General features: G+C 71.6%; 12 protein-coding genes. 6 read left to right on the top strand and 6 right to left on the bottom strand.

Translation table 11 applies throughout. The features are described from left to right. Nucleotides 1-29 precede the first annotated feature (29 nt). The 3 genes from DVK44_RS28850 to DVK44_RS28840 all read left to right on the top strand — a co-directional run bounded on the left by DVK44_RS28850 (nt 30) and on the right by DVK44_RS28840 (nt 3298). Nucleotides 30-1184 (top strand): SGNH/GDSL hydrolase family protein, encoded by a 1155-nt coding sequence (locus DVK44_RS28850; RefSeq protein WP_181957554.1) that lies wholly within the window; start codon nt 30-32, stop codon nt 1182-1184. A gap of 133 nt (nt 1185-1317) precedes the next feature. Next, nucleotides 1318-2547: a cytochrome P450 gene (locus tag DVK44_RS28845; RefSeq protein ID WP_114663509.1), complete on the top strand. Its 1230-nt coding sequence runs from the start codon at nt 1318-1320 to the stop codon at nt 2545-2547. Nucleotides 2548-2599: 52 nt separating this feature from the next. Then, a complete protein-coding gene (locus tag DVK44_RS28840; protein WP_114663507.1) occupies nt 2600-3298 on the top strand; it encodes a TetR/AcrR family transcriptional regulator in 699 nt (232 codons plus the stop codon). A gap of 28 nt (nt 3299-3326) precedes the next feature. On the opposite strand, the gene DVK44_RS28835 is transcribed toward DVK44_RS28840, so the two are convergent. From DVK44_RS28835 to DVK44_RS28825, 3 genes are all read right to left on the bottom strand, one after another. Then, the gene (locus tag DVK44_RS28835; protein ID WP_114663505.1) at nt 3327-3506 is read right to left on the bottom strand and encodes a hypothetical protein; all 180 of its coding nucleotides are present in this window, start codon (nt 3504-3506) and stop codon (nt 3327-3329) included. Nucleotides 3507-3643: 137 nt separating this feature from the next. Further along, on the bottom strand, nt 3644-4849 hold the full coding sequence (locus DVK44_RS28830) for a S8 family peptidase (RefSeq protein WP_114663503.1): 1206 nt from the start codon (nt 4847-4849) through the stop codon (nt 3644-3646). Between the two features lie 169 nt (nt 4850-5018). After that, nucleotides 5019-7442, bottom strand: a complete 2424-nt coding sequence (locus DVK44_RS28825) for a M4 family metallopeptidase (protein ID WP_331461640.1) — start codon at nt 7440-7442, stop codon at nt 5019-5021. Between the two features lie 366 nt (nt 7443-7808). Between DVK44_RS28825 and DVK44_RS28820 the strand changes: the two genes are divergently transcribed. Continuing rightward, nucleotides 7809-8153 carry a DUF805 domain-containing protein gene (locus DVK44_RS28820; protein ID WP_114663414.1) on the top strand — a complete coding sequence of 115 codons (345 nt, stop codon included), beginning with the start codon at nt 7809-7811 and terminating at the stop codon, nt 8151-8153. Between the two features lie 66 nt (nt 8154-8219). On the opposite strand, the gene DVK44_RS28815 is transcribed toward DVK44_RS28820, so the two are convergent. The 3 genes from DVK44_RS28815 to DVK44_RS36840 all read right to left on the bottom strand — a co-directional run bounded on the left by DVK44_RS28815 (nt 8220) and on the right by DVK44_RS36840 (nt 10800). Continuing rightward, complete coding sequence (locus tag DVK44_RS28815) at nt 8220-9941, bottom strand: glycoside hydrolase family 13 protein (protein WP_408055367.1); 1722 nt, start codon at nt 9939-9941, stop codon at nt 8220-8222. 110 nt (nt 9942-10051) lie between these two features. After that, nucleotides 10052-10402 (bottom strand): YkvA family protein, encoded by a 351-nt coding sequence (locus DVK44_RS28810; RefSeq protein WP_114663411.1) that lies wholly within the window; start codon nt 10400-10402, stop codon nt 10052-10054. Between the two features lie 71 nt (nt 10403-10473). After that, a complete protein-coding gene (locus DVK44_RS36840; protein WP_181957553.1) occupies nt 10474-10800 on the bottom strand; it encodes a hypothetical protein in 327 nt (108 codons plus the stop codon). Nucleotides 10801-10881: 81 nt separating this feature from the next. On the opposite strand from DVK44_RS36840, the gene DVK44_RS28800 reads away from it, so the two are divergent. Both DVK44_RS28800 and DVK44_RS28795 read left to right on the top strand, forming a co-directional pair. Beyond that, on the top strand, nt 10882-11394 hold the full coding sequence (locus DVK44_RS28800) for a CGNR zinc finger domain-containing protein (RefSeq protein ID WP_114663409.1): 513 nt from the start codon (nt 10882-10884) through the stop codon (nt 11392-11394). A gap of 126 nt (nt 11395-11520) precedes the next feature. Then, complete coding sequence (locus DVK44_RS28795; protein ID WP_114663407.1) at nt 11521-12687, top strand: serine hydrolase domain-containing protein; 1167 nt, start codon at nt 11521-11523, stop codon at nt 12685-12687. Nucleotides 12688-13118 lie beyond the last annotated feature (431 nt).

The raw sequence follows: 13118 nt of genomic DNA, 5'->3' as shown, positions 1-13118 counted from the left end.
CACCCCCCACCCCACACAAGGACGGCCAGATGAAGCCACTTCCGCACGCCTCCCGGATATCCCGCCGCACCCTGCTCACGGCCGCCGCCGCGGGCGCGGTGACCGCCGTCTCCCCGGTGACCGCCACCGCCTCCCCCACCCGGGCCACCGCCCCCGGCCCCCGCGCAGCGGCCCCATTCCACACGGTGGGCCGCGTCAGCCCGGCCGCCGGCGGCGCCGTCCGGTACACCTGGCCCGGCATCGCCTTCGAGGGCCGGTTCCGCGGCACCGGCGTGGGCATCGTCCTCGACGACGCCGACAACGACTACGACGTCCAGATCGACGGTACGACCACCACCACCCTGGTGACCCCCGGCCGGACGACCTCCTGGATCGGCGGCCTCCGCCACACCGAACACACCGTACGGATCGTCAAACGTACGGAAAGCCCCTGGGCCGCGGGCCTGTTCGGCGGCTTCGTGGCGGCTCCCGGAGGCGCGATCCTCGCGAGGCCCCGGGCGCGGAGCAGGCAGATCGAGTTCATCGGCGACTCCTTCACCGCCGGATACGGCAACGCCTCGGGCACCCGCGACTGCTCGGGCAACGGCGGGGTCAACCGGAACAGCAACGCCGACCTCTCCTTCGGCGCCCTCACCGCCCGCGCCCTCGGCGCCGACCACCAGCTCAACGCGTACTCCGGCCTCGGCATGGTCCGCAACTACAACGGCGGCAACCCCACCACCGACTTCCGTACGTACTACGACCGCGCCCTGCTGAACGTCGAGGGCGACATCTGGCAGCGGCCGAACACCTGGCGGCCCCAGGTCATCGTGGTGGGCCTCGGCATCAACGACTTCTCGACCGCCCTCAACCCCGGTGAGCGCTGGGCCACGGAGGACGATCTCGCCGCCGCCTACGCGACCGCGTACCACGGCTTCCTCGACACACTGCGCACCCGGTACGGCCGCGGGGCGTACATCGTGGTCAGCACCACCCCGCTCCCCAACACCACCGCCCTCACCCGGACCGCGGAGCGGGTCGTACGGGAACGCGGCGGACGCGGCGACCACCGGATCGGCCACTGGTCCTACGACGATCCTGGGCTGGACCGCCTCGGCTGCGACTGGCATCCCTCGCTGAACGACCACCGGATCATCTCCGGCCTGCTCCTCGGCCACCTCGCCGCCCTGCCGCTGCGCTGGTGACCGAACCGCCGGCCGGGAATCCAAACGGGTAAGTCGGTCGAATTAATGTATGGCCTGAATTCATCAGTCGCCCGATTGGCCAGATAAGTCAAGCGACTTACCGTGATGCCTCCCCACACCGAGCGGAGGCACGATGACTGCCGACCCGACCCCCGACACCGCCCCCGAAACCCTTCCCGACTATCCCTTCGACCGCGAGACGACCCTGGAACCCCCGCCCGCCTGGGCCGAGTTGCGCGAGGGCTGCCCGGTGGCCCACGTACGGCTGCCGAGCGGCGACGAGGCGGCCCTGCTGACCCGTTACGACAGCGTCCGGTCCGTGCTGGCGGACCCCCGGTTCACCCGCTCGGGGGCCGGCGCGGCCCGGATCGCCACCACCGACGACGGCGGTATCTTCCTGCGCGAAAGCCCCCTCGCCACACACGGCCCCGAACATCTCCAGTGGCGGCGGCTGCTGACCCGCTGGTTCACCGCGCGGAAGATCGAGGAGTGGCGGCCCAGGGTCCAGGCGATGGCCGACGACCTGGTGGACGGCCTGCTCGCCGACGGATCGCCGGGGAACCTCTCGGCCCGTTTCGCCCTCCCCCTGCCGGTACGGGTGATCTGCGCGCTCGTCGGCGCCCCGGACAAGGACCAGGACAAGTTCGCCCACTGGTCGAGCGTCATGCTCACCCTGACGCGCTACACACAGGCCGAAGTGGACGACGCCTACCGGGACTTCAACGGCTATGTCGAGGATCTCGTGGAGCGGCGGCGGGCGGATCCCGGCGACGATCTGCTGAGCGAGCTGACCAGGGTCTCGGACAGCGAGGACGGCCGGCTCGACACACCGCAGCTGGTCGCCACCGTCCGGGGCATCCTGCTCGCCGGACACGAGACCACCTCGAACATGATCGCGATCATGGCGGCGCTGCTGCTGTCGGAGCGGTCCCGGTTCGAGGCGGTGACCGCCGATCCGGCGCTCATCGCGAACACCGTCGAGGAGGTCCTGCGGATGGACACCACCCTGGCGGTCATCGGTATCCCCCGGTTCATCACGGAGGACATCGAGCTGGACGGCGTCGCGGTCCCGGCGGGGACGACGGTGCTCCCCCACAACGCCGCCGCCAACCGGGATCCGCGCAAATTCCCGGACCCCGACCGCTTCGACGAGAAGCGGGAGAACAGCGCCCAGCATCTGACCTTCGGCGCCGGCGCGCACTTCTGTGTCGGTCAGCCGCTGGCCCGGATGGAGCTTCAGGTCGCCCTCGGCACCCTCGCCCGCCGGCTGCCGACGCTCCGGCTGCGCGACGGGGCCGACGATCTCAAGCTCCGTACCGGCGGGATGAGCGGCGGGCTCCAGGACATCTGGGTCGCCTGGTGACGTCGCCGGTTCGGCGGCAGGGCGATATCGCGAGGTGTGATATCTCAGGTGCATGCAACCGAGAAAGCCCGCGGCGGGCATCCGACTGCCCACACCGGAGATGCTGCTGCACACGGCGGAGTGCCTGTTCGCCGAGCACGGCATAGCCACGGTCTCGAACCGGCGGGTGGCGGAGGTGGCGGGCGCGGCGAACAACTCCGCCGTCCTCTACCACTACCGCAACAAGACCGGGCTGCTGCTCGCCATCGTCCGTAAACACAACACGGAGCTGGAGGAGATCCGCGGCCGCATGCTGGCGGAGGCGGAGGGGAAGGCGGCGGGGAAGGCGGAGTCGGGGGCGGGGGCCGGGTCGGACGATCCGCGCGACTACATCGCCTGTCTGGTGCTCCCCCTGACCGAATACCTCAGGCGCCTCGGCCCGCCCACCTGGTACGCGCGCTTCAGTCTCCAGGCGATGACCGACCCGTCGTTCGCCGGGGAGCTGACCCGTGAGCTGGCCGCCTCCCCCTCCCACCAGCGGATCTGGGCGCGGCTCACGGCGCTGGTCGACAGCGCGGACCACGAGGTGCTGCGGCACCGGAGCCGGCTGGTGATGCTGGTCATCGTGCACGCCTGCGCCAACTTCGAGCGGGAGCTGGCCGACGGCAAGGACCGTACTACGGGCGGTGGTTGGGACGACGTCGGCCACTTCCTCCTCGACGCCGTCGCCGGCCTGCTGCTGGCCCCGGTCACCCGCCCGCCCGGCTCCTGAGCCGGGCGGGACGGGGTGGGGCCGGCGGTCAGTTGATCGCGAGGAACGAGGCGGTGTAGCTGCCGGTGTCGCCGTCGTAGTGGGCGGTCTGCGCGACCTGGGGGTCCTCGTGACCGGCGTGGGCCGCGGCGCTGGCCGTACCGACGCCCAGCAGTACGGTGGCGGCGGCCAGCCCGAGGGCAACGGCGGTGACACGGATCGCGTCCATGGTGACTCCTTCTTCAGATGGTGTGTGTGTGTGGGGGGGATCCGGCTGATCCTTCAGTCGCCCAACGACGTTGGCCCGCCATCGGGTTCGCCCCGCTGCGGGGGTTCCTGAGCGAATCACCCGGTCGGCCGTAGGCCCTAGAGACCGTCGGTGTAGAGAAGGAAATTGGGCGAGTCCGCGTGGATCGGGGACACGGTGTCCACGGTCGCGTTGGTGGTGAGCCAGCCGGCCACCTGGCTCGGTGTGGCGTTCGGGTACGCCTCCTTGTAGAGCGCCGCCACCCCGGCGGCATGCGGGCTGGCCATCGACGTACCGCTCAGGGTGCTGGAGCCGCCGCCGAGCTTGGCCGACACGATGTCGACGCCGGGTGCGTAGAGCGACAGACAGGGGCCGAAGTTACTGAAGGCCGCCTCCTGGTCCGCCCGGTCGGTGGCTCCCACGGTGAACACCGAGCCGGCCCGCGCGGGTGAGTCGCCGCAGGCGTTCACGGTGCTGTTCCCGGCCGCCGCGACGGGCAGCACCCCCGCGTTCGCGACAGCGTTGGCGGCGGTGTCGACCGCGGTGGAGGCGGGGCCGCCGACGGACGCGTTCAGCACCGCGGGCGCCACGGCGTGGCCGGCGACCCAGTCGAAGCCGGCGATGACCCCGGCCGAACTGCCGTTGCCGTTGCAGCCCAGCACCCGCACGGCGACGAGGGAGACCTCACGCGCCACACCGTACGTCTTGCCGCCGACCGTGCCCGCCACATGCGTGCCGTGGGAGTTGCAGTCCTGGCCGTTGCGGCCGTCGTTCACGGAGTCGAAGCCGACCGTGGCCCGGCCCTCGAACTCGCTGTGCGCGGTCTCGATCCCGGTGTCGAGGATGTACGCGGTGACCCCCCGGCCGGTGCCCGTCACGTCGTACTGCCCGTCAAGTGGCAGGTGTCGCTGGTCGATCCGGTCGAGGCCCCAGCTCGCGGCCGGCACCCGCCGCTCGCTCCGCCGGGGCCCGGGGGACGTCGGCAGATCGAGGCCGACCTCGGCGTTCTCCTCGACGGCCCGGACGGCGGGCAGGGACCGTACGGTACGGAGCTGACCCGGCGTCAGCCGGGCCGCGAAGCCGCGCAGCGCGGTGCCGTACGTGTGCAGCGGGACGACGCCGAGCTGACGCGCCACCGTGCCGGGGACGAAGGCCGGATGGACGGTGACGATGTACTCGCCGGGGATCGCCCGCTCGGCGCGCTGCACCGGGACAAGGCCCTGGGCGGGACCCGGCGTGGCGTCGGCGCCGCCGCCGGCGCCGGTGAGCAGGGGGACGAGCAGCAGAAGAAGAGTGGTGGGTGCCCAACGCGCGCTCAAGCGCATGCGTGCTCCTGTGGTGCGGAAGCGGGAAACGGGATCGGGTCGTGGACGTGGCGGGTCCGCGCGGTACGGCGGACCCGTCCTTCTTTCGTCCACGACCCGCCCGTTGCTTGAGCGACCTCACCCGGACGGAGCAGCCGGGATCAGGCCAGAGATCCGGTCGGAGAACTGGTCAGAAACGCATGCTCCAGCGGTCCAGATATCCGGGGTCGACGGTGAAGATACCGGGAGTGTTGTCCGTGACGCGGAGCTTCCAGACGCCGTTGGCGGGGAACGCGGACGCGTCGACGGTGTAGGTCTCGCGCAGTTCGGGGTCGCCTCCCCAGACGAAGTCCTTCAGCAGGAGCGTCGTACCGTCCGGCGCGATCAGACGGATGATCTGGCCGCCGGAGAAGGGGTGGTACAGCTCGACCGAGATCTTGAGGGCGGCGGAGGCGTTGCCCTGGTGGCCGGTGACGGTGAGCGGGGACTCGACGGTCTTCCAGTTGGGGATGTCGACGCGGTCGGGGTTGACGAAGAAGTCGCCACCGGAGGCGAGGACGGTCCAGTCGTAGGCGAACGTACGGACCTCGGCCGCGGAGTTGCGCAGCGAGACGACGGGGCTGAAGTCGCCCGCCCTGGTGGGGATTCCGGAGATCAGCCCGGTGTCCGGGTCGATCGTCAGGCCGTCCGGCAGTCCGGTCGCGGAGTGGACGATCGGGCCGGGCCGGGTGGAGGTCGCCTCGATCGGCCGGCTGACCGGCTGGCCGACGGCCGCGTCGCGGTTGGACGGCGCCTTCGCGGCGATGTGGTTGACGTAGTTGGCGCCGACGTTGACGGCCGCCCAGGCGTTGCCGACCGCCTCGTACGCCTGGCTGCTCGCCCCGTACAGATCGGTGGCGGCGCTGAGGGTGGCGGCGCGGGCGCCCGCGTAGTCGGTGGTGGAGGTCATGTAGAGGGTCAGCGCCCGGTACCAGACCCGGAGCGCCTCGCGCTGGCCGATGCCGGCGACCGGTGTGCCGTCGAAGGTGGGGCTGTCGTAGTCGATGCCGTTGATGGTCTTGCGTCCGCTGCCCTCGGAGAGGAGGTAGAAGAAGTGGTTGGCGGGTCCGGAGCTGAAGTGCGGGTCGAGCTTCCTGGTCCCGGAGGTCCAGTGGTCCTGCGAAGTGCCCACGTCCGAGGCGTCCTTGGAGGGATGGGCAAGATAGCGCAGGGGCTTTCCGGTGCCCCGGACATCGATCAGCTCACCGATGAAGTAATCGGGGACATCCTGGGGGTTGTTGGCGTAGAACTCCACTCCGGTGCCCAGGATGTCGCTGGTCGCCTCGTTCAACCCGCCCGATTCACCGGAGTACTTGAGCTTGGCGGTGACGGAGGTGAGACCGTGGCTCATCTCGTGGCCGGCGATGTCGAGCGAGGTCAGCGGCTTGGCGTTGCCGATCCCGTCGCCGTAGGTCATGCAGAAGCAGTAGTCGTCCCAGAAGGCGTTGGCGTATCCGTCGCCGTGGTGGACGCGGGAGTACGCGGCGACGCCGTCGTTGGCTATGCCGTTGCGCCCGAAGTGGTCGCGGTAGAAGTCCCAGGTCTGCTGGGCGCCGTACGCGGCGTCGACGGCGGCGGTCTGACGGTTCGTCACGGTGCCGTCGCCCCAGGTGTCGTCCGGGCTGGTCATCAGTGCACCACGGACCGAGGTGTTGTTCGAGTCGTAGGTGCCGTGGCCGCCGCGTCCGGTGTCGGTCATCTCGAAGGTCCGGCCGTTGTGGGTGGTGCCGATCTCCACCCGGCCGTTGTACTTGCCGACGCCGACGCCGGCGTGGACCATGTCGAAGGTCTCCAGCCGCTCGCCGCTCGCCGCGTCGGTGATGATGTGCAGCCTGCTGGGCGTGGCGTCGTCCCGTACCCCTTCGACGACGGACTCCCAGGCCAGCGTGGGCTGTTCGGTCTCCCCCAGCCAGACGACGAGCCGGGGCGCTCCGTCCGGGGCCGCCTTGCCCGTGCCCTCCTCCTTCGCGGTGGCGAGGGCGGACTTCTTCGCCGCGGCGGCGGGGACGGCGGCTTCGGTCGTGGGCAGCGCGAGCGTCGCGTCCGACGCCTTGGTGACGGTACGGGCGCCCGCGCCGCCGCCCGCAACGCTGTTCGCGGCGGCGCCCCCGTTCCCGCCCGCGGCCACCCGGTCGTGGACCACCAAGTCGCCGCCGAGGACCGGGAGTCCGGCGAAGGTGCGTTCGTAGCGGGTGTGCAACGTGCCGTCGGCGTCCTTGACGACGTCCCTCGGGATGAGCTTTTCGCGCGTGCCCAGCTCCAGCGAGCGGGCGGTGGCGCCCGCCGCGTCGGCGGCGGCCCGGATGAGCTTCTCCCGCCCCGCCGGAGAGAGCGGGACGGCGGCGGCACCGGGCCTGGGCTCGGCGGCGATCCGCGGTGGCGCCTGGTGGGATCCGGTGGAACCGGGGCCGGGGGCGGCCGAGGCCGGCAGGGCGGGCAGGAGGAGCGCGGTCAGGATGGCGGCGCCGAGGGCGGCCATGCCGCGGCGCGCGGCAGGCCGGGGCCGGGTACGAGGCCGGGATCTGCGGACGGGGTGGGGCGACGCTGCCCTGGTGGAAAGGAAGTTGATCGTCACTCCGGTGACTCCTTGGGCGTCAGCGTGGACCGGTGCGGGCAGTGGCTGCCCCCACCGGCAAGGAGAGGTGCGTCGACGTCCGTGCGGTGGTCGAAGCCTGACAACCGGAGGCCGCCGTTGTCACCATGGCGGAGATCGTTGTCCTGAATCCGGTCGGGAACTTCGCCGTGGGAGCGCTCCCATTCGGGGTGGATCACATGCGGCTTTACCGCACGGCAACACTCCGTTCAGCGGGCGACTTTGGCCACTTTCAGCTCTCTGTCACCAACTCGGACACCGCGCTTGACCTGTGCAGTTCAAGCCACCTATGTTCTGCACCCTGGCTCGAACAAATGCGGCGAGCCTCACCACTCCCGGGGGAAGCACATGAACTGGTATCTCGACGTCCTCAAGAACTACGCCGTCTTCAACGGGCGTGCGCGTCGCCAGGAATACTGGATGTTCTTCCTGATCAACATCATCGTGGCGATCGTCGTCGGGATCATCGGCAACGTCCTCGACCTGACGATCCTCAGCACGATCTACGCCCTCGCGGTCTTCATCCCCAACCTCGCCGTGGGTGCGCGCCGGCTCCACGACACCGGCAAGAGTGGCTGGATGCTGCTGCTCGGCCTCATCCCGCTGGTCGGCTTCATCATCCTGATCGTGTTCTTCGCCACCGAGGGCGAGAAGGGCCCGAACGCCTACGGTCCGGACCCCAAGCAGGCATAGCGCCTCAGGCGGATTCCGGTCCCGTCGGCCCACGCGGCCGACGGGACCGGTGCCGTACGGGCCGCCTCAGCCCTCCCGGGCGTCCAGCCACACCGCCGTGTCCGGCGGCAGCACGCCGCCCCCGGGCAGCTCCCCGCTGGCCAGCAGCGGTACGGCGGCGGGTCCGGAGCCGGGCGCGGCCGTGCCGCCGCCCGCCAGCGGGATCGGCGCGCCGGAGAGGTTGACCCGGCACACCAGGCCCGCGCCCTTGCGGAAGGCGAGTTCGCCGGGGGCCGATGGCAGCCAGGTGAAGCGCTCGTCGCCGCGGAAGCCCCGGCGCAGGGTCAGCGCCGTACGGTACAGCTCCAGGAAGGAGCCGGGCCGGCCGGTCTGGGCCTCGACCGACCGTTCGCCCCAGCCGTCCGGCTGCGGAAGCCAGCTGCCGCCGGGACCGAAGCCGTACGAGGATCCGGTCCTGGTCCACGGCAGCGGCACCCGGCAGCCGTCGCGGCCCTTCAGCGCGTGGCCCGTGCGCTCCCACATCGGGTCGCGCAGGGCGTCCGCCGGGAGGTCGGCCACCTCGGGCAGCCCCAGCTCCTCGCCCTGGTAGAGATATGTCGTGCCGGGCAGCGCGAGGGTCAGCAGGGCGGCGGCCCGCGCGCGGCGGCGGCCCCGCTCCCCGTCCGCCGCCGGGCTCCGGCCGCCGGTCAGCAGCCAGCCGGGTATGTCGGCGCCATCGGGCAGCGCGTACCGGCTGAGATGGCGCACCACGTCGTGGTTGGAGAGCACCCAGGTCGGCAGCGATCCGGTGGTGGCGGCGCCGGCCAGCGAGGTGTCGATGACGTCGCGGAAGGCGCCGGCCTCCCACGGGCAGCGCAGATGGAAGAAGTTGAACGCCTGGTGCAGCTCGTCGGGCCGGGTGTAGAGCGGCAGCCGGGCCGCGCTGACCCCGGCCTCGGCGACCATGATCCGGGGCGGTGCGTACGAATCGGTCACCTTGCGCCAGGTCCGGTAGACGTCGTGCACCTCGTCGCGGTCCCAGAACGGATGGTTCTCACCGCTCGGCGGGGCGTTGAGCGAGACGGAGTCGGCGCCCCGGGTGTTCCGCAGCGGCGGGGTGAGGTCCTTGCGCAGCCCGTGGGCGACATCGATACGGAAGCCGTCCACGCCGAGGTCGAGCCAGAAGCGCAGGGTGCGCTCGAAATCGGCGGCTACATCTGGATTATCCCAATTCAGATCGGGCTGCTCGGACGCGAAGATATGCATGTACCACTGGCCATCGGGGACCCGGGTCCAGGCCGCCCCGCCGAACTTCGACCGCCAGTCGGCGGGCGGCTCCGCGCCGTCGGGACCGGCGCCGTCCCGGAAGACGTACCGGTCACGGGCGGCCGAGCCGGGCGCGGACGCGAGGGCCTCGGCAAACCACGGGTGCCGGGCGGAGGTGTGGTTCGGCACGACGTCGACGATGGTACGGAGCCCGAGCGCGCGGGCCCGGTCCAGCAGCGCGCGGAAGTCGTCGAGGGTGCCGTGGCGCGGGTCGACGTCCCGGTAGTCGGCGACGTCGTAGCCGCCGTCGGCCAGCGGGGACGGGTAGAACGGGGTGAGCCAGACCGCGTCGGCGCCCAGCTCCGCGACATGGCCGAGCCGGTCGGTGATGCCCTGGAGGTCACCCATCCCGTCGCCGTCGGCGTCGGCGAAGCTGGGGACGTACACCTGGTAGACAACGGATTCGCGCCACCAGTCGCCGGCGGGGGCGGTGGTGCGGACGGTGACGGCGCCGTTGCCGTCCGGGGGCGCGTGCTGAGTCACTGGTGCCTCTCGTGCCGGATGAGCCTCAGCGGAAACTCTAATGGCGGGGCGACGAGCGGTGCGATCATCTGCCGAATTCATCGTCGGATCAGACGTGGACCGGTCCGGACTCAGCCCCGGAGCCGGCGACCGCCCTTGATCACGCCTCCCTCGATCCCGTGCGCCCCCGCACCCGCACCCGCGTCCACATCCGCTCCCGGGTCGACGGCGGCGCGCATCGAGCGCAGCGCCAGCAGCAGCACACCGATGTCGTCGAGGTAGACCGGGTCGGGAATCAGGTCGACCGGCAGCACCAGATAGGCGAGTGCCGCCCAGAACACCCAGCGCTTCCCGGTGGGGAGGCCAGCAGCGCGCAGCGCGCCACGCGCCCGTACGAGCCGGACGGTCAGCGTGATCGCCACGCCCAGGGTGAGGGCCGCGAGCACCGCGCCCACGGCAAGGACGATCTGGAGGTCGCTCATGGCGGTCCGCTCTTCCCTCGGGCTTCGGATCGGATCGAATCGGATCGGAAACGTTCGCGCTCCGCTGTCTGTTACCCCCGGAGCGGCGCCTCAACGGATTCCTCACCCGTCCGGTCCGGCGCCCAGTGGGCGCCCCGGCGGCCGAGGACCTTGTCGATCCGGCCGTCGATCAGGACCGCGACCGTCCCGCAGCGGCAGCCACAGTACTCCACGACCCCCGCCGACGTGGTGTGGCAGGAGAGCAGGGACCAGCGGCACGCGTCGGCGCCGGGCCGGTCGCACACCGCGCACCGGTCGTCGTCCCCCACGTGTCCGTCACCGCCGCCGCCGTCGCTGCCGCTGTCACTGCCGTCACTGCCGTTGCCGTCGCCACTGCCGTCACCGCCGCACGTCCGCATGGACTCAGGCTGAGGTCATCACCTAGATACATTCAACCCTTACAGCGGTTCATCCCATGGATCGGCCTCTACATTGGCCCGATGCAGTTCAACCACTACGGCGGCGAGGCCGCGCTGCTCGCCGCCGATCTGGCCAACGCGGAGTCGCCCTTCACCCCGGAGCGGACGGAGGCGCTCCTGATCGCGCGCGGGATCGTCCGGCACGCGCTCTCCGCTTCGGGCACCGCCGCCGTCGAGGTCTGGAGCCGCCGGCTGGCGCCCTGCTTCGGGCCGCAGGAGCTGGAGGTACGGCGCGACCGGGTCAACGCCCTGCTGGCCGACGCCGCGAGCCGGCCGTACATCACCACGCACGACGGCCACGGGCCCCACCTCCACTACGCGGACCCGGCCCTCGGCTCGGTCGCGCACATCAAGGCGGCCACGGCGGCCGGGCTGGCGTACGTCGTCTGTTTCGCCAGCCACACCCGGCTCGGCAGGTGCGCCCGCGCCGGCTGCGGGCGGGCCTTCGTGGACACCTCCCGCAACGGCAGACGGGTCTACTGCTCGGTGCGGTGCGCCAACAACGACGCCGTCGCGCGTCACCGGCGGCGCTGACGCGCGCGGGACACCCCCTGGGACCGCGCCTTCCCACGTCTTCCAACCGCCATTGCCCGTCGGTACGTTGCCGAGAACCGGATCTCAGCGGGCCGACCCGGTCCGCCCGGGGCGACGGAGGGTTCCATGACACAACGCGTACCGCGGATCCAGGGCCACTGCGACACACGCTTCGCCGGTGTGCGCGCCGCGTTCGAGCGGAACTTCGACGCGCACGACGAACTCGGCGCCGCCGTGACCGTACTGGCCGACGGTGAGCCCGTGGTCGATCTGTGGGGCGGCTGGGCCGATGGCGCGCGCACCCGGCCGTGGGAGCGGGACACCCTGGTCAACGTGTGGTCCACGACGAAGGGCGCGACGGCGCTCTGCGCGCATCTGCTGATCGACCGCGGGCTGCTGGACCCGGACGCGCCGGTCGCCGCGTACTGGCCGGAGTTCGCGGCGGCGGGCAAGGAGTCCGTCCTCGTACGGGAGTTGCTGGCGCACCGCGCGGGGCTCGCCGCGCTGCGCGAGCCGCACTCGCTGGAGCAGTTCTACGACTGGGAGTTCACGACCGCGCGGCTCGCCGCGACGGAGCCGTGGTGGGAGCCGGGCACCCGGTCCGGCTACCACGTACTGACGTACGGCTTCCTGGTCGGCGAGCTGGTGCGGCGGATCACCGGACAGCTGCCCGGCGCCTTCCTGCGGCAGGAGGTGACCGAGCCGCTCGGGATCGACTTCACCATCGGGCTGCCGGAGAAGGAGGTCGGCCGGCTCGCCGAGCTGGTGGCGTCGACCACCGGCCCGACCCCCGAACAGGCCGCCGCCTTCGCCCGGTTGGAGCCGGTGGGGGTGGCGGCGCTGACCAACCCGGCGATCGATCTGACGGAAGCGAACAGCGCCCGGTGGCGGGCCGCCGAGGTCCCGGCGGCGAACGGCCACGGCACGGCCCGCGCGGTCGCCGCGCTGTACGGGATCTTCGCCACCGGTGGCCGGGCGGGTGAGCACCGGGCGCTCTCCGCGGAGACGGTCGAGCGGGTACGGGAGGGCCAGGGCCGCTGCCGGGACCTGGTCCTGGGCGTGGGCTTCGCGCACGAGACGGAGGTGGGCCTCGGGCTCTGGCTCAGCGGTGAGAACCACTCGTACGGGCCCAACCCCCGGGCGTTCGGGCACGAGGGCGCCGGCGGCTCCTGCGGGCTCGCCGATCCGGAGGCGGGCATCAGCCTCGGATATGTGATGAACCGGATGGGGACGCGGATCGTGGACGATCCCCGCCGGATGGCGCTGATCGACGCGGTGTACGCCGCGCTGTAGGCGACGATCCGCGGACGGTGGGGCCGCGCGCGCCCGCGCTTCCGGCGCGCGCGGCCCCTTCTCTTCGCACGGATCCAGGACATCCCGCAAGGGAAGCGATTCAGCCATGATCAACACGCGCGCATTTCGGGGTTACCTCGCACAAGCGGACGAGCTTCGCGCGTAGATCCTTCTCCTTGCCCCCTCCCGCTGCCGAATATCGAACTCATCGCGCCACGGGCCCCGTACCAACCGTGGCGCATATGCATTCCTGCCGCACCGGCCGTTCGCCCGCCGGACGCCATCCGGCAATTCCCATGCTCGGAAGCGTTTCTGACGTTCATTCAGCAAAATCGCGGAGGCGCCGGAGCGGACGCCCCGAACGGGATCGCGCGGAGCCGGGCCGACCCGGCATACGGGCCACCGCGCGCGCCGACGAACGGAACTTCGCC

It is taken from the genome of Streptomyces paludis (assembly GCF_003344965.1).
GTDB lineage: Bacteria > Actinomycetota > Actinomycetes > Streptomycetales > Streptomycetaceae > Streptomyces > Streptomyces paludis.
This window is presented reverse-complemented; position numbering and strand designations above follow the sequence as displayed.

Coding starts and splice junctions, on each gene's coding strand:
- DVK44_RS28850 (WP_181957554.1), top strand. CDS start 30: ATGAAGCCACTTCCGCACGCCTCCCGGATATCCCGCCGCACCCTGCTC.
- DVK44_RS28845 (WP_114663509.1), top strand. CDS start 1,318: ATGACTGCCGACCCGACCCCCGACACCGCCCCCGAAACCCTTCCCGAC.
- DVK44_RS28840 (WP_114663507.1), top strand. CDS start 2,600: ATGCAACCGAGAAAGCCCGCGGCGGGCATCCGACTGCCCACACCGGAG.
- DVK44_RS28835 (WP_114663505.1), bottom strand. CDS start 3,506: ATGGACGCGATCCGTGTCACCGCCGTTGCCCTCGGGCTGGCCGCCGCC.
- DVK44_RS28830 (WP_114663503.1), bottom strand. CDS start 4,849: ATGCGCTTGAGCGCGCGTTGGGCACCCACCACTCTTCTTCTGCTGCTC.
- DVK44_RS28820 (WP_114663414.1), top strand. CDS start 7,809: ATGAACTGGTATCTCGACGTCCTCAAGAACTACGCCGTCTTCAACGGG.
- DVK44_RS28810 (WP_114663411.1), bottom strand. CDS start 10,402: ATGAGCGACCTCCAGATCGTCCTTGCCGTGGGCGCGGTGCTCGCGGCC.
- DVK44_RS36840 (WP_181957553.1), bottom strand. CDS start 10,800: ATGCGGACGTGCGGCGGTGACGGCAGTGGCGACGGCAACGGCAGTGAC.
- DVK44_RS28800 (WP_114663409.1), top strand. CDS start 10,882: ATGCAGTTCAACCACTACGGCGGCGAGGCCGCGCTGCTCGCCGCCGAT.
- DVK44_RS28795 (WP_114663407.1), top strand. CDS start 11,521: ATGACACAACGCGTACCGCGGATCCAGGGCCACTGCGACACACGCTTC.